13 protein-coding genes are annotated in these 20,777 nt (G+C 33.6%); 12 read left to right on the forward strand and 1 reads right to left on the reverse strand.

The features are described from left to right. Position 1: 1 nt before the first annotated feature. The 9 genes from KF816_06390 (at position 2) to KF816_06430 (ending at position 14,903) form a co-directional block, all read left to right on the forward strand. Positions 2 to 1,516 carry a DUF2779 domain-containing protein gene (locus KF816_06390; protein MBX3007641.1) on the forward strand — a complete coding sequence of 505 codons (1,515 nt, stop codon included), beginning with the start codon at positions 2 to 4 and terminating at the stop codon, positions 1,514 to 1,516. A 72-nt stretch (positions 1,517 to 1,588) separates the two neighbouring features. Then, positions 1,589 to 3,001 carry an ATP-binding protein gene (locus KF816_06395; protein ID MBX3007642.1) on the forward strand — a complete coding sequence of 471 codons (1,413 nt, stop codon included), beginning with the start codon at positions 1,589 to 1,591 and terminating at the stop codon, positions 2,999 to 3,001. Beyond that, the gene (locus KF816_06400; protein MBX3007643.1) at positions 2,991 to 5,609 is read left to right on the forward strand and encodes a Z1 domain-containing protein; all 2,619 of its coding nucleotides are present in this window, start codon (positions 2,991 to 2,993) and stop codon (positions 5,607 to 5,609) included. Before KF816_06395 ends, KF816_06400 begins: the two co-directional genes overlap by 11 nt. After that, a complete protein-coding gene (locus KF816_06405) occupies positions 5,602 to 6,549 on the forward strand; it encodes a PD-(D/E)XK motif protein (protein MBX3007644.1) in 948 nt (315 codons plus the stop codon). Before KF816_06400 ends, KF816_06405 begins: the two co-directional genes overlap by 8 nt. An 84-nt stretch (positions 6,550 to 6,633) precedes the next feature. Next, positions 6,634 to 8,595 (forward strand): AIPR family protein, encoded by a 1,962-nt coding sequence (locus tag KF816_06410; protein MBX3007645.1) that lies wholly within the window; start codon positions 6,634 to 6,636, stop codon positions 8,593 to 8,595. A gap of 503 nt (positions 8,596 to 9,098) precedes the next feature. Further along, positions 9,099 to 9,506 carry a DNA mismatch endonuclease Vsr gene (gene vsr / locus KF816_06415; protein MBX3007646.1) on the forward strand — a complete coding sequence of 136 codons (408 nt, stop codon included), beginning with the start codon at positions 9,099 to 9,101 and terminating at the stop codon, positions 9,504 to 9,506. Continuing rightward, on the forward strand, positions 9,496 to 10,518 hold the full coding sequence (gene dcm, locus KF816_06420) for a DNA (cytosine-5-)-methyltransferase (protein ID MBX3007647.1): 1,023 nt from the start codon (positions 9,496 to 9,498) through the stop codon (positions 10,516 to 10,518). The genes vsr and dcm overlap by 11 nt, the downstream gene beginning before the upstream one ends. 60 nt (positions 10,519 to 10,578) lie before the next feature. Then, the gene (locus KF816_06425) at positions 10,579 to 12,579 is read left to right on the forward strand and encodes a hypothetical protein (protein ID MBX3007648.1); all 2,001 of its coding nucleotides are present in this window, start codon (positions 10,579 to 10,581) and stop codon (positions 12,577 to 12,579) included. Positions 12,580 to 12,587: 8 nt separating this feature from the next. Then, the gene (locus KF816_06430; GenBank protein MBX3007649.1) at positions 12,588 to 14,903 is read left to right on the forward strand and encodes a DUF2357 domain-containing protein; all 2,316 of its coding nucleotides are present in this window, start codon (positions 12,588 to 12,590) and stop codon (positions 14,901 to 14,903) included. Positions 14,904 to 15,122: 219 nt separating this feature from the next. On the opposite strand, the gene KF816_06435 is transcribed toward KF816_06430, so the two are convergent. Further along, on the reverse strand, positions 15,123 to 15,395 hold the full coding sequence (locus tag KF816_06435; GenBank protein ID MBX3007650.1) for a hypothetical protein: 273 nt from the start codon (positions 15,393 to 15,395) through the stop codon (positions 15,123 to 15,125). Between the two features lie 885 nt (positions 15,396 to 16,280). Here KF816_06435 and KF816_06440 point away from each other — a divergent pair. The 3 genes from KF816_06440 to KF816_06450 all read left to right on the forward strand — a co-directional run bounded on the left by KF816_06440 (position 16,281) and on the right by KF816_06450 (position 20,775). Beyond that, on the forward strand, positions 16,281 to 16,514 hold the full coding sequence (locus tag KF816_06440; GenBank protein MBX3007651.1) for a hypothetical protein: 234 nt from the start codon (positions 16,281 to 16,283) through the stop codon (positions 16,512 to 16,514). Positions 16,515 to 16,701: 187 nt separating this feature from the next. Continuing rightward, positions 16,702 to 16,869, forward strand: coding sequence for an integrase core domain-containing protein (locus tag KF816_06445; GenBank protein MBX3007652.1), 168 nt, complete (start codon positions 16,702 to 16,704; stop codon positions 16,867 to 16,869). A gap of 603 nt (positions 16,870 to 17,472) precedes the next feature. Next, positions 17,473 to 20,775, forward strand: a complete 3,303-nt coding sequence (locus KF816_06450; protein ID MBX3007653.1) for a hypothetical protein — start codon at positions 17,473 to 17,475, stop codon at positions 20,773 to 20,775. The last annotated feature ends 2 nt before the right edge of the window (positions 20,776 to 20,777 follow it).

Raw genomic sequence — 20,777 nt, forward strand, 5'->3', positions numbered from 1 at the left:
AATGAACTTTAGCAATACTCAGCATACGCATAAGTTAAGTAAATCAACTTTTATCCGAGGTCTCCAGTGCGAGAAGAGTCTTTACTTATACAAATATCACTATGATTTAATGGATGAAGTCTCTGAATCGCAGCAGGCAATCTTTGATAGAGGAACTGATATTGGTGTCTTGGCTCAAGGATTGTTTCCCAATGGAGTTGATTGCAAACCACCTTCACATCTGCAATATCAGATTTGCATAAATAATACAAAAGAGGCTCTTGCGAATGGAGCGAAGATAATTTATGAAGCCGGTTTTATTTATGACGAGGTTATGGTAATCTGCGACATTCTGGTCAAGGAAAAAGGTTCCTGGCACATATATGAAGTAAAGAGCAGTACTTCGATTTCTGAAGTTTACCTAGATGATGCTTCGGTTCAATTTTATGTTGTTAAGAACTCCTTGCCTAGTTTGAAAAAAATCTCGATTGTGTATATTAATAATCAATATGTAAGAAAAGGCGTAATTGATATTAAAAAACTTTTCGCCATTGAAGATGTAACAGAATTTACAGCTGAGAAAGAATATTTTGTTATAGATAATATCGATCGATTAAAAGGTATTCTTAAAAAAAGAGTTGAACCCAAGATTGATATTGGTCCCCATTGTAACGATCCTTATCCTTGTCCATTTTTAGGACACTGCTGGAAAAATATACCTGATTACTCTGTCTTTGATATCGCAAATCTCAAATCAGATAAAAAATTTGAACTATATAGAAATGGTATTATTAAAATAAAAGATGTTCCCAATGATTATCCTTTAAGTAGTAGCCAAAGAATTCAAGTGGAGTGTGAGATAAGTAAAAAAACAATAATTGATAAACCTGCTATTAAAGATTTTCTCTCCAAAATAAAGTACCCGGTCGCATTCATGGATTTTGAAACAATTATGCCGGCTGTTCCTTTGTTTGATTGCTCAAGACCATATCAGCAGATTCCGTTTCAGTATTCAATTCACATTCAGTTTAAAAAAAATAGCCCGTTAATTCATAAAGAGTACTTAGCAGAAGCTGATCTTAAAATTGATCCTAGAATTGGTTTTATTGAAAATCTAGTTAAAGATCTAACCGGTGCGGAGACAATTATTGTTTACAATCAATCATTCGAAATTACTCGCTTAACAGAAACAGCAAGGGATTTTCCCGAGTATGATCAAGCTATCCAAAAGTTTATTCCTAGAATCCTCGACTTAATGAAACCTTTCCAGATTAAGAGTTATTATAGCCCCGAAATGAAAGGCTCATATTCAATTAAAAAAGTTTTACCTGCACTTGTCCCAGAATTAAATTACAATGATTTGGAGATTAGTGAAGGAGGAATCGTCTCCCGAGAATTCGAAAGGCTGTATTATGAAATTGATCAAGAAAGAATTAGCCGGGTAAGGAAATCGTTGTTAGTATACTGCAAGATGGATACTATTGCAATGTGTAAAATATTAGACAAATTGTCAGATATTGAAAAGTCATTGATTTAAATGAATTGTTAGTGAAATATTATACGAAAAATAATATAGGAAAAAATGAGTCTTACTTGGCGGGAGAATAAGGTGCAGACTGAAAAAGTAGTTCCAAACATTGGTAACTTCATCAAATCTCTTAGAGATGTAGGTTATTCATTTGAGATTGCGGTTGCAGATATTATTGATAATTGTATAAGTGCATCAGCATCAAAAGTTAAAATTTATACTGTTGCTGAACCAGAGATTATTCTTGCAATACTTGATAATGGTTTGGGAATGACAAATACGGAGCTTGTTGAAGCGATGCGATTAGCGACTAAAAACCCTGAAGACAAGAGAGAAAAAAATGATTTAGGAAGATTTGGGATCGGTTTGAAGACTGCATCATTTTCGCAATGTAAAAGACTCACGGTGATATCTAAGAAAGAAAACAAAATATCAGCTAAACAATGGGATATTGATTTCATTTCTAAGAGGAATGAATGGCTTCTAATTTCAATAAATAATTTTGAGTATTTGCCATTGTATGATGAATTGAAAACCCAATCAAATGGAACACTAGTTGTATGGGAGAATTTAGATCGGTTTCAAAAACAGAACTATTCTGATAACATTGATAGATTACGGAAACACTTAGCACTTGTGTTCCACAGATTTTTGGATGGGTCGGCGGTATTTAAAAGGTTAGAGCTTCTAATAAATGATAATCCAGTAAAACCTTTCAATCCTTTTAATAGTGAACATCCAGCGACTCAATGTCTTGCAGAAGAGAAAATCAAGCTATTTGATTCGGAAGTAACTGTTGTCCCTTTTATTCTCCCACATCATTCAAAAATATCGCAACAGGAATATGAACAATATTCAACTGAAGAAGGTTATACAAAGTCTCAAGGATTTTATCTTTATCGGGCAAATCGTTTGCTTATTTATGGAACCTGGTGGGGCATGCATAAAGCTGTTGATGCTCATAAATTAGTCAGAGTAAAGATAGATATACCTAACAGTAATGATCATTTATGGGGAATTGATATTAAAAAATCTGCAGCAGTACCAGTAAATGAAATTAGAAATGATCTGAAAAGAATTATTAAACTGATTACAGAAAAAGGCTCAAGACCTTTTACTGGACGTGGGAAAAAAATAAAAGATAATGCTGTAAATAGATTCTGGCACTTGATTCCTTTTAATGGTGATTTCCGCTTCATATTAAATCTTGCGCATCCTTTATATGACAGGCTGATTTCCGGATTATCTCAGGATAATTTAGAAAAGCTGGAAATATACTTAAAAGGTTTGCAGGCTTATCTTCCACTTGAAGCTATACAGGCTCAGCTTCAGCAGAACCCTCATCAGATAAAGCAGGAAACAATTTTAACCAAGCAGGATCTTGAAAATCTTGTTTTAAAATTAAAATCGGCAGGTTTTGGTCAAGATTACATCGAAAGCCTATTAAAAACAGAAATTTTTAAGAATAATCAGGAGCTCCTAATTGATGAATAGCTATCAGGTTTTAAAGGAGTATGTATTTAGCAAGTTGTCAAAAATACAGCAGCAAAAAGGTTTTTTAGAATCAGATGATATTTTAAATGAAATTGTTGCTCTGAAAAAACTTATAAGTATTCAATCCGTCGCTCAGCTGGTTTTCGGCTGGAATGTCTTTTTGGAGGGCGAAGAAGATTGGACTCGAATTAAAAGAGAACTGGAAACTCATTTTGATGTGAAAATGGATTTTGGAAGTTTGATACAAGGTGCGGAGCAACAGCAAAGAGATACAACTTGGTGGACTGGTGTACAGAAGCAGAGGTGTGAGAACTATTATTGGGAACGATATAAAAAATTTATGTATAATTCATTTCCACCCGAAGTTGTTAAAGTAATTGATACAGATACTGATGTAGTTATGAATAATATTGAAAACCCGCAAATAGAAACTTTTTCTCGATATGGAATGGTTGTCGGACATGTGCAGGCGGGTAAAACAGCAAATTATTCAGGGCTGGTTTGTAAAGCGGTCGATTCAGGATACAAATTTATAGTTGTAATTGCAGGCGGCATTAATAATCTTAGAAATCAGACTCAGGAGAGACTCATAGAATCTTTTGTAGGGATTAATAAGGGCCGGCAGGTTGGAGCAGGAGTAGGTAATTCTAGCAGGGAAAGACTCCCAATAAGTCTGACAACAGTGGAAAGAGATTTCAACAAAAGTGATGCTGACAGGAATTCTCAAGGCTTGAACTTTGACAATATAAATGTCCCGATTTTGCTCGTTATTAAAAAGAATACAAAAACGCTCGGAAATGTTATTTCTTGGCTTGAAAATCAGTATAGTAACAGAATTAATCATGCTATGCTTTTGATTGATGATGAATCAGATTATGCTTCTATCAATACAAGAGAAGAGGATGATCCATCTATTATAAATAGAAAAATAAGAATACTCTTAAACTTATTTAATAAAAGTGCATATGTAGCTTACACAGCAACTCCCTATGCCAATATATTTATAGATCATGAAGCAGGAACTGGCGATATCGGAAGAGATCTTTTCCCCAAAGATTTTATTTACGCATTAGATGCTCCGTCTAATTATTTCGGGGCCCGGAAAATATTTTTAGACAATGAAAGCCGGCATCTTGTTGCTATTGAAGACCATCTAGATAATATCCCTAGCAATCATAAAAAGGATTTTCAACTGCAATCGCTTCCTGGAAGTTTATATGATGCAGTAAGATTATTCATTTTAAACGTGGGAATCCGGGCACTGAGAGGACAGCAAAACAAGCATAATAGCATGCTGATCCATATCACACGTTTCACAAGTGTGCATATAAAGACAGCAATGCATGTAGAGTCTTACTTGTCGCGGATCAAAAAAAATATAATAGCTTATGGAAAACTCCAAAATTCAGAAAAACATAGCCGACATATTGTTGATTTAAAAAACACACTTGAAACCCATCACCCGGATATTGAATTCTCGTGGACTGAAATCATCAATAGTATATGCTTGTTGGCAGACACACTTGTTGTTAGAGAAGTACACCAAAGTTCTAAAATACCTCTTGAATACAGAAAAGATGTACCTACTAATGCAATTGTTATTGGGGGTACAAGCCTATCAAGAGGTTTTACACTTGAAGGCCTAAATGTAAGTTACTTTCTACGTAATACAGTTTTTTACGATACTCTTATGCAGATGGGGCGTTGGTTTGGTTATAGAGATGGATATGAAGATTTATGCCGAGTCTATTTACCTCCAACAATGATTGATAATTTTGGTTATATCATTGATGCAACGGAAGATTTGATTAAAGACTTTAAGATCATGGCTGAAGCTAAACGAACACCGAATGATTTCGGGTTAGCTGTTAAACAGCATCCAGATAGTATTTTGCAGGTTACTGCTAGAAATAAGCAAAAAAATGTGCAGACATTTGTATTTAGTATGAAACTTGACGGGAAAGCTAAAGAGACCAGCTGGCTTCCTGAAGGTATAGAAAGCAGAGAAGCGAATATTCAGGCAATCAAGAATGTTGTGACAGAATTAGGCGTAAATAAAGGAAGTGATATTGAGAAGAGTATCCTGTGGCGTAGAGTTGATAAAAATATTATTCTTAAATTTTTAGATAGCTTTCAGTTATTTCAAAATGATCGGCTGGGGATTACGGCAAAAATGCCAATCGAATTCGTAAAAAAATATGCGCAAAAGAGAGACGCAGAATGGGATGTCGCTTTATTTAGCGGATCTGGGGATGAATTTAATGAAATACCCGGTATAAGAATAAAGAAGGAGCAGAGACAGTTAGAGTGTCGTGCTGGATATTATGAAATTAAAAACAGGCAGGTGTCTTCAGGAAATTCTGAATCGATTGCTCTTGACCCTGAATTGCGCAAAAAATTAGGAAGCAATAGAAATGAAATCAGAAAGGAATTAAAAAACCCTCTATTAATGTTGCATGTACTTGAGACGGAACCAGATAAAAATTTGGCGGCATTCGGGGTCAGTTTTCCAGGAAATGTTTTAAGTGAAGATGAAACAATTAATCTTACAATAAATACAGTTTATTATCAAAATTTACTTGTTGAAGACGAGGATTCAGATGACTGATAAAACAAGAAATCCATGGGAAAATATGACCGATTCTACAAGGAGAAGGGTGGATTCTGAAACTAAACACAATATCTTCTGGATAACGGATATGTATGGCAAATATGGATTTTGCCTTTATACAGACAAATTGTTTTCTAATTCTACTGCTTTGGGAACCCTGAAAGGGATTAATATTATTAAAAAGAATTCGACTAATCGAGGTGAATTATTCTTAATTCTCAATAGGAAAGAGGATTGGCAGATCTTTAATACACTTTGCGAGGATCTTATTGCGGTTGCACATAGATTTGAAAATGATGAAAAAATGATAAGCGCAGTAGAAGTAAGACTGCAGCGCTGGCAGGAATTATTGAAGAAAAATCGTGAAAAAGAGCTGACTGTTGAATTACAGATGGGGTTATTCACTGAACTTTTAACGCTAAGAGATATTGTCGCAAAAAAATACGGTATGAAGAATGCCGTCCTGTCTTGGGTTGGTCCTGAGGGTGATAAACAAGATTTCTTACTGGAAGATGCTGCTATTGAAGTAAAATCTCACCGGACTTCAAAAGGCCCAATAGCCCATATCTCATCCCCTAATCAATTAAGTTGCGAGAAGATCCCGCTTTATCTGATTTCGTATGGACTGACTCAAGTTGAAAATGGATTAACGGTTGAGGATATTGCTACAAGTATACGGCTGAACTTAGAAGAAGATGCTATTGAATCAGTGGAACTGTTTGAAGCAAAGTTGTCTGATTATGGATATACGCCTGAATTTATCAATGAACCGCTGAGCAGATTTCTTGTGGATTTCAGAAGAATTTATACTGTAACACCCGATTTCCCGAAAATTCCGCTAGATCTTATTAAGAGCCAAATCGTAACATTAAAATATTCAATAGATTTATCAAAATGCAGTGAATATGAAGTTGAAGTAAGCAATATTTTTTCATAAATAATCGTGACTATGATATCTTTAGAAGAATTTCATCAGGATTTTCTGCAGTCTATATTTTCTGATGCAGAGAGCAGAGGATTAATGAAGCCACAGTCATTTTTTGAAAATGTCTGTGAAGAACTTACAAATATCGGAGATCTTACAAATAATTATACTTCTGCTGAATATACTAAACGTGGTATGGAAGTTTATGGATATGACTATGATGAGGAACGTGGTGTATTGTCTCTTTTAGTTCATCAGTTCTTCCAAGAAGATGAGATACAAACATTAACACAGAGTATTATTACGTCAAAATATAATCGTCTAAAATCTTTTCTGGGAAAATGTTTCAAAGGAATATATGATGAAATGGAGGAAACATCTGAGGCATATTCGATGGCTTATCATATATACCGTTATTATGAACAAGGGAAAATAAATAAGATAAGACTGATAATACTAACTGATGGAAAAGCTACACGAAATTTGTCAGAACTTGCCTCTGAAATCATTGGAGGAATTAAGGCAGAGCATCTAGTAGTGGATATTGAATATATTTATAAAATTTATTTATCTCAGCATATAGATGGTGACTTCTATGTGGATGTTGACCTGCCGTTTTTGGAAGCTGATACAGGCATGGACGAATATCAATCATATCTTGTCGTCATTCCAGGTGATTTTTTATACGAAATATATGACAAATATGGCCAGAAGCTTTTAGAACAAAATGTCAGGACATTTTTACAGTTTAAGGGAAACGTCAATAAAGGAATAAGGAACACGATTGAATATAAACCGGAGATGTTTTTTGCTTACAATAACGGTATTACTGCAGTAGGTTCTGAAGTTCAGATAAGTCAAGGTAAAATAAAAAGAATTAAAAATTTCCAAATCGTAAATGGCGGTCAGACGACTTCCGCTATTTATGCGGCAAAAAAAACATCAAAATTAGATATATCAAAAGTTGCAGTTCAGATGAAGTTATCGGTTGTAAAGGTAAGAGAAACTCAAAGTAATTTTGTCTCCAAAGTATCAGAATACGCCAATACTCAAAACAAGGTAAATAAATCTGATTTTTTCTCAAATAGTTCATTTCATAAAGATATGAAAAATTATTCAACTAGGATTTGGGTTTCAGCGGTCGGAGGCTCCCAGAAGAGGACTCATTGGTTTTATGAAAGAGTAAGGGGCGAGTATTTAAATGAACAAGCCTATCTGACGGTTGCTCAAAAAAGACAGTTCCAGATAGAAAATCCTAAGAATCAAGTGATTGATAAAACATTCCTTTCAAAAAGCGAAATCGCGTGGCTACAGTGTCCCCATGTCGTGTCAAAGGGAGCTCAATATAGTTTTGTAGCGTTCGCCGAAGGTATTACAAACAAATTAGAGCAGGATAATCAAGCTATTACAGAGAATTATTTTAAGGAAGCTGTAGTTCATGTTATACTGTTTAGAGCTACAGAGAAAATTGTTTCAATGTCTGATTGGTATGATGGGGGATATCGTGCACAAACCGTCGCATACACTGTTTCCTATTTATCTTTCATTATACAAAAAATGAGGAGACACTTAAACTTTAATATTATTTGGGAAGCACAAGAATTACCAAATCAGTTATGTAATTTGATCAAGGTTATATCGGCAAACGTTTATTTGAAACTTACTAATCCAATTTCTGGATACGCAAATATTGCCCAATGGGCCAAAACTGCTAAGTGTTGGGAAGATATAAAAAGTATGGAATTGCAGCTAACCATAGACCGAAGTTTATTAATGGATAAGGAGGATAAAAAATATGTTGAAAGGGATGACAGGGAAAACAAAAAAATAGATTCTGGAATTGAAACCCAGATAAAAGTTATCAATACTTCCCGAAATACATGGAAAAGCATATATGATTACTATCTTAAGTATGAAAAAGACCATAATCTGTCCTCCATGCAAATGGACATCCTCAAAAAAATGTCCCAAGGCCTATTGAGCTTACCTTCAGAGAAACAATCAGCCGTATTATATAAGCTGTTAGAAGCTGCAAAAACTGAAGGAGTTGATCTTTAATATTCCAAAATCCATAAGTTGATTTGCCTTAATATCATTTTGTGCTGTTTTTAATTTTGAAATTATCGCTAGACCTATAAACGAAATACTGAATATTTAATAACAATATTAAGAAGTAAATGAAGAAAAGAATATCACAAATTCATGCAGAGGGTATTTCTTGAAGAGAATGAATATGTTGAGCAGATCAAAATATACTCTTAAGATATTATATGGAAAAAATTTGGACGGGAATTTCACTACATAAACTCAAACTATATCATAAAACTAAATCATGTTGCATAAGGCGAATTAAATTTCGGAATAATATTTTTTCCAAGAAATAAATATTTGATTAAACAAAAAAACAATATACATGCTTAATTAACAGTCAATTCATGCTTATAGGATATACCTAAATGAGAATTACGGATTGTCAATTGTATTTTGTAGTTCATGAAATAAGTCTGTAATCGTGATTTAAATTGCTTCTTATAAGATTACCATAATTATGTGCCTATAAGATGGATACTATATCAAAAGAAAAACGCAGCCACAACATGGCTGCGATAAAAGCGAAGAATACAAAGCCTGAAATTATTGTGCGGAAATATCTACACGCTCAGGGTTTTAGATTCAGAATTCATAGGAATGATTTGCCGGGAAAACCTGATATTGTCCTTTCAAAATATAAAGTAATTATATTTGTACATGGCTGTTTCTGGCATCAGCATAAAGGATGCAAAAGATCAAACATTCCTAAATCAAATAATATTTACTGGGTTCCAAAACTTGTGAATAATGTTTATCGGGACAAAGAAAATATAAAATTACTTAAAAAAAACGGCTGGGAAATTATTGTTATTTGGGAATGTGAAATTAAAAAAAATAGGATGGAAGCAAAGCTGAGGAAAATTACGAATGAAAGATAAATTTACTGTTGGAAGTCTTTTCGCAGGAATCGGCGGAATATGTCTAGCTTTTAAGCAGGCAGGGGCACAGATTAGCTGGGCGAACGAGTATGATTCCAAGGCTTGTGCAACATATAGGGAAAATTTTCCAGATACAAATCTCTTTGAAGAGGATGTAGTCAATCTGCATTCAAAGAAACTTAAAAAAATTGATATTATTACTGCAGGTTTTCCTTGTCAGGCTTTTTCTATTGCTGGTTATAGGGAAGGATTTAAAGACAAAAAAGGCCGGGGAAATCTTTTTTTTGACGTTGCAAAACTTATCGAGAAGTTAAAACCCAAAGCATATTTTTTGGAAAATGTAAAAAATTTAGCAGGCCACGATTCTGGGCGCACACTAAAAATAATACGAGACACACTTAAAAAAGATCTAAAGTATTCCTTTATTCCATTCATATTAAATTCAAAAGATTACGGAAATATTCCGCAAACAAGAGAACGAATATATATAGTCGGTTTTAGAAATGAATCAGAATATGAGATTGATGATCTAAATAGAGACTATGATAACAACAAGATTTGCACTTGGAATTTTCAAATACCTGATCCTATAAAACTTACAAAAAAGATTCATGATTTAATTCAGCATGATTCCGTTCCGGAGAACTTTTATTATCAAGAAAAACATATTTATTATAATCAGCTCAAACGTGAAATAAATAATAAAAATACTGTTTATCAGTGGAGAAGGGTATATGTAAGAGAGAATAAAAACAATATTTGTCCTACACTTACTGCTAACATGGGGACTGGCGGACACAATGTCCCTTTAATTATAGACAACTTTGGAATTCGAAAGCTAACTCCTAAAGAATGTCTAAATTTTCAAGGATTTCCTGAAGATTATAACTTCCCCGAAGATCTTGCACTTTCACATTGTTATAAACAAGCTGGTAATTCAGTGGTTGTACCTGTTGTAAAAAGAATTGCGGATGAAATTATTAGAGTATTTAAAGCAAAGTATTTTTTATAAAATACTGCAGCTATTAGTTTTTTTAATATCTCAATTCCGTTAGAAGATGAGGAGTTAAAAATGAATTATTTTTCAATTAGGACGAATGATCAAACTAGTATTGGGAAAATTCTAAATAATGACAAGGAAATGACTTTTGGAACACTATCTTGGCATAAAGATGATATACTTATCGGTGATATTATTTTTATCGTTGTAAGTGGAGATAGTGCCAAAAAATTACACGAATATGATAATGGTCTTAGGGCAATTGGAAGAGTTAAAAAATTACCAAAGAAAGAAGAAGATGGAACTCATTATTCATTAAAGGTAGAAATCTTCTTAACCCTGTCAAAATCATTAACTAAAAATGATTTTTATCTTTATCCTTCCCTGAAAGATGCACCAAATATAGGGCCCGAAACAAAGAACCCGCCTAATCAAGCAATAAGAATAATTGAGGAAAAAGTTGGTAAAGATATTATTAAAGCTATCGTTGATATTTGCAACGATACATTTGTACTTAATAATTTGAAATCATTAATAGAAGACGATACAGAAATATTAAAGTATATCCCTGATAAAAAAAATATAAATTCTAGAAAAGAAAAAAGTGAAATTCAGAAGCGATTCGATCCAAAAATATTCAGTGAAGCTTTATCTAATATTAACCTAAGAATATCAGACAACCTATTAATCAGATTTATTTCAGCCTTACTTACTAAACCATTCGTGATTCTCACGGGATTATCGGGATCAGGTAAATCGAAGTTGGGTCTGGCATTGGCGGCATGGCTTAACGAGAACAAAGCACATTCCAAGTTAAAAAAATTTGTGGTTGGTGAAGAAATTAATAGTAGCCGTCTTACTTATAGGGTAATTGCAACTGATACTATTTCAGTTACCTTCGAACAAATAGATAGCGGCACCAAGGTAAATTTGCCATATGAATTAATTTTTGAATGGATAAAGGTCATCAAGGAAAGGAACTTTACAAGAGAGACGCCAATTAAAACTATTCGCGATTTAGTACAGACAAATTATTCGCCTTACCTAAATTCTTTTGATTCGCATTTAAGTACAGCAGCGTTTAATTTAATTGATAAAGATGAAGAGACGGGGATTATTAAGCCCAGGTACAAATTCATTTCAGTCGGTTCCGATTGGACAAATCGTGAACCACTTTTAGGATACCCCAATGCACTAGAATTAGGTAAATATGTAAAACCCGAGCATAGCATTATCGATCTGCTAATTGAAGCGACCAGTGATGAAAACAAACATCTTCCATACTTCATCATTCTTGATGAAATGAATCTAAGTCATGTTGAACGTTATTTTGCAGATTTTTTAAGTGCTATGGAATCTGGCGAACCAGTCTCTCTTCATAATGATGATACTGAATGGAAGGATGAAACACCAGCCAAGATAATGATGCCTGACAATGTGTTTTTTATTGGTACAGTAAATATTGACGAAACCACATATATGTTTAGTCCTAAAGTTTTGGACCGGGCGAATGTTTTAGAATTTAAAGTAACCGCCGAAGAGATGGATGACTTCCTTAATAAACCGGTTAAGACTGATCTTTCCCCTATCGCCGGGCTTGGCAATTGTATGGCGGAGGATTTCCTAAAAATTTCCCGAAAGGAGATAACGGTTTTTGATAGTCAGCAGGAAATTAAAGAAACGTTTCTGAAATTTTTTGGTGAACTTAAAAAAATAGGTGCGGAATTCGGTTACAGAACAGCATCGGACATTTTCCGTTTCACAGCCCAGCTTACTTATCTAACTGAACGAAGTGGGAATAAATGGAGATTGAACGATATTATTGATGCAGCAGTGATGCAGAAACTGCTTCCTAAAATCCACGGCTCAAGAAGCAAACTAGAACCCGTATTAAAAACTTTAGCCTTACTCTGTTTAACTGAATCTGATGATAATGCAAATTTGATTGACAAACCTGAGAATATTAATTACCAAGACAGAACCAAAGTTCTTTATCCAATTTCGCTGGAAAAAATATTAAGAATGAAAAAAAGGGTTGTACAGGATGGATTCACAAGTTTTGCCGAGGCTTGACATTTCTGATGATTAGGGAAATTGAAATACAATTAATCACAGACAACAGGAATACAGTCGATATTATTTTGGTTGCCGAATCTGATGATGAAACTGCTTTAATAGAAATTGATGATCTGGAGGCTTCTGAAAACTGCGAGGCCCGGGTTCAGCTTAAGGAGGGATACTCATATGAATATAAAATTAAAACCGCTGAATTCCGGTTTGATGAATCTCCAGGTTTAATAATTCCTTCTAAGCTGACAGACTCAACAGGTCGTATATTTCCTGGAATGTTTGTCGGTACACTGCCTTTAATAATTAAGTCAGTTGTGGATTCCAATGATTCTGCAGTTCTTTATCTTGAAGTCCGTACAGTAAAATCAAACTACCGTCAGGACTACAGATTAATGCTCGAAGAAATTACGGGAAGTTGTACTGACCTGCTCATGCAGCACAGCTCCCCAGCCATTCATAATTTCACAGCAGATTATGGAATTGATTCAAGCACTCTTTATCAGCGATTTGCGTTCATTAAATCCGTTTTAGACTCACAGGAGTTTAATGAATCCATCATGAAAATTTTATCTTCCCCGGTTACAGCATGGAAGCATTCGGTAGAAGAAACCAATATCAGAAGAACAAGAAGAATTGGAAATTCACAGATTAAGCAACTTGCTTTCCGTTCAAATCGCCTTCAAGTTCCTGAAGACCATATCCTTAGTTATAAATTTCAGACCATACCTTCTTCTATCAGTGTTCAAAAAAAAATTGAAACTTCAGACACCCATGAAAACAGATTCGTCAAGTATGCATTGAAAGTATTCAGAGGATTCTGTTCCCAAGTAAGAATAAAATCTAAAAAGAAGGACAACAAAATTCATCGCATATATCGAGAGGCTTTGCAGCTTGAGGAAAAGCTGAACAGTATATTGAATCATGGAATGTTCAGGGATATTTCCGATCCGGTTTCTATTCCTCTTAATAGTCCTGTGCTTCAAAGAAGGGAAGGATACCGGGAATTGCTAAGGACTTGGTTGATGTTTGATCTGGCCGCTAAGCTTGTATGGCGCGGTGGAGAAGATGTTTATGCTGCTGGTAAAAGAGATGTAGCCGTACTATACGAGTATTGGGTATTTTTTAAACTATTGAAAATTTTAAGCGAAATTTATTCGATTGATCATGAATCTATCGATAAACTTATTGAAAAAACTGATGATGGGCTGGGACTGAAATTGCGTTCCGGAAAATACATTGCTCTTTACGGTACTTTCAGCACACATGGCAGAAAACTTTGTGTACAGTTCAGCTATAATAGAACATTCTTAGGAGGAAGAGATTATCCAGAAGCAGGAAGCTGGTCACGTTCTATGAGGCCCGATTACACACTTTCAATTTGGCCTTCTACTTTTACAAATAAAGATCATGCGGAAAAGGAAGAACTGATTACGCATATTCATTTCGATGCAAAATACAGGATTGATAATATCAAAGAAATTATTGGCGGTGCGGAAGAAAGCGAGGATGAATTAAGCTATGAAAAAAAACAGCAGATAGAAGGAACTTATAAACATGCTGACCTTCTGAAAATGCACGCTTACAAAGATGCAATTAGAAGAACTGCGGGTGCGTATGTTTTATATCCAGGCAGTGATCAAACGGCTCGTATGAAGGGCTTTCATGAAATTATTCCAGGTCTGGGCGCCTTCGCAGTGCGCCCAGTTGCTGATGATAACGGGACTGAAGAATTAAAATCTTTCATCAAAAATGTTACACTGCATTTATGCGACAGAGCTACACAGCATGAGAGACATTCCTATTATACATTTTGTATCCATAAAAAGCCGAATGATTTTACTATTTCCGAAGTGCTTCCGGAAACTTTCAATAACAGCCGTGTTAAACCGCCCGCAGATACTTTCGTGCTCGTTGGCTACTGCAAAAATGTGTTGCATTACAATTGGATTACAGAGAAGAAAAAATATAATGCCAGAATTTCTGGAGGCCGTGGCTCACTTAATATTAATTCAGAAATTTCCAGTCCTGATTTTATTCTGCTTCATTCATCGGGGGAAATATTAACCGGCGATATATGGCGCGTAAATAAGAATAGCTGCATTGTTATGTCTAAGCATGATTTGCTGATGCTTTCATATCCCGATCCGGGACATGATAATTACCTGGTTTATGAAATTGAAAAACCGGATCGTGAAGAATTCAGAAATCTGAAGTGGGATATCAGCAGACTGGATTATTATTCAAGAGGAAGAGCATCGGCTCTACCATTCGCGGTATCATTAAAAGAATTGATGAAAGTTGTTTGTCCAGTTAGGAAAAATTATTGAAGAAAATTGAAATGAGGATCAAAAAATAAATTGCTGAAAGCAGATCAATGCTGTGTCTTAGTGTTGGGGGTTGCTATTCTTCAAACAAGGGGGATTTCATTTTTGCAGCTAATCTCAATAGAGAAAAAATTGATAGGATGATCGGGAATGCAGTCCCACCTTTACTAGCAGAGAAGATAGGCAAATTTATTATTGAACTTATAGATAAGGATTATAATTCTAAAAAGTTAATTCTTTGAATTCTATTTCGTAAAAATCAATGAAATCGATTTTATATTTTTCTACCAATTCATTAGACTGAAAAAGTACAAAAATCAGCTCATTTTCTTTTTCTAATTCCTCAAAGTTACCTTCAAATATTCCATCTGACGTAACTTTCTGTCCGTTAACCTCAACTGTATAACCTTCATTTTCTAATTCATGGACAATAATTCCAAGTCCTGAATTCATTTCGTCTTCAGCTAATGCGATTTTTATTTTGTTAAAATCCATTTTTCACTCATAATTAATACTATAAATCTAAAAAAATAGTTCAATAAAACTTGCCATTTTCCACATACATCAGTTATTTGATTAGCAAGAAAAGGTGCTGTAACTCATAGAATTGTAGGACATTTTAGCTAGGCCGACGAGACCTGAACTCGCGACCTCCTGCGTGAAAAACAGTCGAATTTCACTCCACTATAATCAAACATTTTCAAGGAAAATTTCGAGCAATTCATTCATATATCTATCAAAAATTCTCATAGTTTTTGTAATAGTTTTGTAATAGTATTTGTGATTATTGGGGGTAAAATGGGGTTGATTTGGGTTAATTTTAGTTTTTGGAGTCATGCTTTATAAAACAAAACCCCGAATTCTTGCGATATTCGGGGTTTTTGAGCTGGCGATGGGACTCGGACCCGTTACAAGGAAGTTTCATGTTTGTGTAAAGTGTTATAAAACAAGGGGTTATAATTTTTGCAATAGTTTTTGCAATAGTAGAATGTCTTAATTTGCTGAAAAAATGAGAGAGGGAGTAGAAAAGGGACTATTCTTTAATTGATATTCTACTTTATAAGTAGCCTTGGTTTTATTATTAAATTCTGTTAATTTCGTTCAGCTTGTTATGATACAACTCCTTGTGCATAACTTGTGATTGTGGGAGATCTTAGAGTAACGTGCTCTAGGATCTCTTTTTAAATTCAAATAGCCGAATCGATTCTCACAATTTTGCTAGACTCTCAAGATTAATATCATTTTAATTACGTTTACAAATTTCAGGATTGGTTATCTGATACCTTATTGTTCTCTTCTATTACATAAAATTCAATTAAACAATTGAAAAAAAGTATCGAAAATTAAATATAATTTATTTTTTTATAAATGGGAGTTAAATTGAAAACCTATACTATACCAGTACAATGGGTTTGCAGAACCGAAATCAAGGTCGAAGCAAACTCGCTAAAAGAAGCCGTAGAAATCGCCTTAAAACCTAGTACTATCAACAACAAAAAATTGGAAGGCGATATCTTGGAAGTCGAACACTCAGTTGAAGTTATAAACATGAATACGTTAGATATGAATTCAGCGGAAGACATAGAATATATAAAAGAATTAGGAGTATACTGAGATAGCTAATAAAATATGACTTGTCCCTGACCTGCCCCCCAAAAAGAAATATAATTATTAAATTTGTAGTGAAGGAGGAAAGTCATGAGCAAAAAAGATTTACAGCAGAACAGATTATTCGCAAATTGCGTGAAGCCGAGGTACTCCAAAGTAGGAGAATGGATACACCGATTCGTTTAACGGAAAATTGAGATATGAGTTGTTGAACGGCGAAATATTTGATATTTTTTTAGTGGTAAGAGTAATAACTGAGCAATGGAGGAATCATTACAACAAAAAACGACCACATAGCTCTTTAAATTTTCGACCTCCGGTACCGGAGGTATTAATCCCTCATCAATTTTCCAGTGCTTGATGATAGATAATAACTTAATTACTGGTACAACTTATTGGGGCAGGTCAGAGTTTGTCGAGAGGAAAAGCATTTTTTTTACAAATAGAAAATCTCATTGAGTGATAGAGCGATTGGAACTAGAATAAGACAATTACATCTTTTTATTATTTTTTATATCTTAGATAAAATAAAAATTTTAAGTATAAAAAACTTATCAAAGGGAGGGTAGATGCATTGGGTGCATTTTGTTTTATTGTTCCAGCAGTAATTACAATCATTGTACATTATCTCATTCTAAAGAACCTTTATAAACAGAGAAAGTTAAGAATATTTGGTATGTATCTAATAATAATAACAATCATCATGTTTTTTACCAGAACAGCTCATGGAATTTTCAGTGGAATTTTTACCTTACTCTTTGGAATATTTTGGATAAAATATTATGCTAGAAATACTCGGGAAAACTCCTAAAATGCTTCAAATAATTCGAAGTAAAAATATAATAGATAATGGTTTTTAAGTAATGCAGAGATTAATTAATGACTCAATAAGATTTTAATTTTTTTGAAAAACTTTATTAGCAAAAAAGTTAAATAACTCGCACAATAAAAAATTGGCAAAAAAATGGATTATAGCAAAGTAAGATTAGAATTTGTAAACTATATTATTTCTGAATTAAATGGGAAAGGTGATAATTACAATATAATAATTGGATCAGCTCCTTTAGACATAATTTATTCTGGTTTCTTGTATCCCTCTTCACAAGATAACCAAGAAAATGAAGAGTTAAATTTTGAGGATGATGACGATAATATTGAGTTTGAAGATCTAGAAGATGGCTCTAAGAAAAAAACAAAATATTTAAAGAAAAATAGAACTTACCTCCCTCCTTCTTCAGCTGGGTTGTCTTTTTATGTAATTGGAGAAGAAATAGAAATAGAGGTCATTTTTAATGCATCTTATTTTGTAAAAGAGGGAGAAAAAAGTAGTCAGGGTAGAACCTTAAGAAGAAATGAAGAAGCTAAATTTTTAGAACAAAAATGGGGTCGAGAATATTTTCATCGAGAGACTGAATCACTTAATTTTTATCCTACTGGTGTTACAGAATATGCAATTTTCAAAGGGAAAGATGGGCTTACAAAAGCGAAAATTGCTGCTAAATGGAGAAAACATCATATAGGCTACATAGTAACCATATCTTTGGCAAATACACAGAAATATCAGCATTATGAAAAAGAAGAAATTAATGAAAAGACCATTTTCAATTTAGAATTAAAATGCATTGTTCATAAAGGTAAGGTTGGAGACTATCCCCGAACTAATTACTTTCGGCTTTCTCAGGAAGAAAGAGAAAATGAATTTAGATATCGGAATGTAAAAATGTATGCAATTGGGCATGGAGTAGCAGTCGATTGGGACATAAAGAGAAATAAAGCCCCCGAAATTTGGATTGATTTTATTCCTAAAGTTGAAGTACCTCAAGTCGATGTTGTTAAAGATGATAGTAATTCGATATTAAGTACAAAATATTTAATGCAAAAGGATAACAACAAACTTATTGCTGAATTAACTCAATTTGTTAATGGTTACAATTCATGGATTTCAGAACAAGAAACGATGTTGATAGATTTTGATGAAAACGAAAAAAGCATAGCCTCAAATATTATTAAGAAGCAGAATATTGCTAATCAAAAAATGAGAAAAAGTATTCAACTTCTTTCTGATAATTACCATGCAAGACTTGCTTTTGCTTTGGCTAATGAAGCTATATTTCTACAAAATAACAGCCAAAATAAAACAGACAATAAAGATTTTATTTGGCATCCTTTCCAACTCGCATTTATTTTAACATCATTGGAGTCAACATTAATAGACAGCAGCCCTGATAAACTTACACTAGATTTAATTTGGTTCCCTACTGGAGGCGGTAAAACAGAAGCATATCTTGGGCTTACGGCTATTTTGTTATTATACAGAAGATTAAAATACTCGAGTAGTTGTTCGGGTACAGCAGTAATTATGAGATATACTTTAAGATTACTTTCAACCGACCAGTTTATTCGAGCCAGTAAAATCATAATTGCACTTGAGCTTATTCGTTTAAAGAATTTAAGCCTTCTTGGTAATGAAAAATTTACAATTGGATTATGGGTTGGTGGATCGTCTTCCCCAAACACTCGTGAACAAGTTGGTAAAATTTTAAAGCTTGGTAACCAGAATTCTAAGTTAGTACTTACGCATTGTCCTTGGTGTAATCATGAATTTAAAAATGAAAGTTATGTATTAACTAATAAATTTTTCTTCAAGTGCTTGAATCCTACTTGCGATACTAATCTAAATAATTTTGAAGAATTACCTGTGAACGTCGTTGATGAAGAACTTTATGAACTACCACCTTCATTATTAATTGGAACTGTTGATAAATTTGCACAAGTTACATTTAATGAAAACACACATAGATTTTTCAATTATAACAATAGTAGACCACCTGAATTAATAATCCAAGACGAACTTCACTTAATCTCTGGGTCTCTAGGGTCAATTGTAGGATTATATGAAGTCAGTTTTGACACAATCATACAATTACGGGGAGTTACTGCTAAATATATAGCTTCCACTGCTACAATTAAAAACGCAAACGATCAAACAACACTTCTATATGGAAGAAAGGCAGAAATATTTCCCCCAATAGGCTTAAACTTCGATGATTCATATTTTTCAAAGACTATTCCTATTCAGAGTAAACCTGGGCGGTTATACCTTGGATTTCTAACACATAATAAAACAAAATCTGAATCAATTGTTCCTTTAATTGCAAATATATTAGCAACTCCACAAACTCTGTTCAATTATAATCAGGAGGAATTGCTTGATGCTTGGTGGACTCAAATTATTTACCATGGAAGTATTAAAGGACTCCAGAATACTCAAAATCTATTTTATACAGAAATTATCAAGGAATATGAAAGAATAAGATATATGAGTATTCTCAATTTTGTACGTGAAAGTTTCCCAAATGTCAATTTGGATAAATTTAAAAATATTTCAGATTTTGATGATTTTATTAAAAAGAAAAATCTAAAATCTCAAGAAGACCTTGAATTCTCAGAAGGAATTAAGAGGAAATTTTTTCCTTTAAGAAATCTTACTCCTGAAGTATTAAGTAGTTCTAGAAGCTCAGAAAATAACAACAAATTATTCAAAGAGTTAGAGATTGAGAGAAATGAAGATAATTGCATTGAATCTTTACTCGCTACAAATATTATTGCAACCGGATTGGACAAGAAAAGATTGGCTTTAATGGTTGTAAGTGGTCAGCCTCTTACCACAGCAGAGTATATACAAAGTACAAGTAGAGTTGGTCGAGGTCGTGTACCAGGCATAGTATTTGTTAATTACTTTAAAACACAAACTCGTAGCTTAGCATATTATGAAAATTTTCGCCCATACCATGAATCATTTTATAGATTTGTTGAACCCACAAGTCTAACTCCATTTACTTATCAAGCCAGAAAAAGAGCTTTACATGCTGCTATAGTTAATGTAATACGCCATGGTGTTCCCAAAATGTTAATGAATACATCTTCTCGCCATTTTGTTAGAAAAGATAATAATATATTAAAAGCCATCGAATTATTAAAAAGTCGTATTAAACAAGCGTTACCAGAACAAGATTTACTACAACATAAAATAGACCAACACATTGATAATATTTTAGACGATTGGGAAAAAATAATACTAATAAATAACAATAAAGATCGAGGGGCAAATCTAAACTATTGTCAAAAGGACAGGAAAGATAATGGGCCTAATTTTTTACTTACTACTGAATTTAATTTAACTGCAGACAGCTGGCCTTGGCCCACTTTGAATTCAATGCGTAATGTAGAAAATAATTCGATAATAATAACAAAATTAGAAATATAATT

The organism is Melioribacteraceae bacterium, from assembly GCA_019638015.1.
GTDB lineage: Bacteria > Bacteroidota > Ignavibacteria > Ignavibacteriales > Melioribacteraceae > JAHBUP01.

Excerpts from the sequence above, each read along its gene's own strand:
- KF816_06390 (MBX3007641.1), top strand. The coding sequence starts at position 2 with ATGAACTTTAGCAATACTCAGCATACGCATAAGTTAAGTAAATCAACT.
- KF816_06430 (MBX3007649.1), top strand. The coding sequence starts at position 12,588 with ATGATTAGGGAAATTGAAATACAATTAATCACAGACAACAGGAATACA.
- vsr (MBX3007646.1), top strand. The coding sequence starts at position 9,099 with ATGGATACTATATCAAAAGAAAAACGCAGCCACAACATGGCTGCGATA.
- KF816_06410 (MBX3007645.1), top strand. The coding sequence starts at position 6,634 with ATGAAGCCACAGTCATTTTTTGAAAATGTCTGTGAAGAACTTACAAAT.
- KF816_06450 (MBX3007653.1), top strand. The coding sequence starts at position 17,473 with ATGGATTATAGCAAAGTAAGATTAGAATTTGTAAACTATATTATTTCT.
- dcm (MBX3007647.1), top strand. The coding sequence starts at position 9,496 with ATGAAAGATAAATTTACTGTTGGAAGTCTTTTCGCAGGAATCGGCGGA.
- KF816_06425 (MBX3007648.1), top strand. The coding sequence starts at position 10,579 with ATGAATTATTTTTCAATTAGGACGAATGATCAAACTAGTATTGGGAAA.
- KF816_06405 (MBX3007644.1), top strand. The coding sequence starts at position 5,602 with ATGACTGATAAAACAAGAAATCCATGGGAAAATATGACCGATTCTACA.
- KF816_06435 (MBX3007650.1), bottom strand. The coding sequence starts at position 15,395 with ATGGATTTTAACAAAATAAAAATCGCATTAGCTGAAGACGAAATGAAT.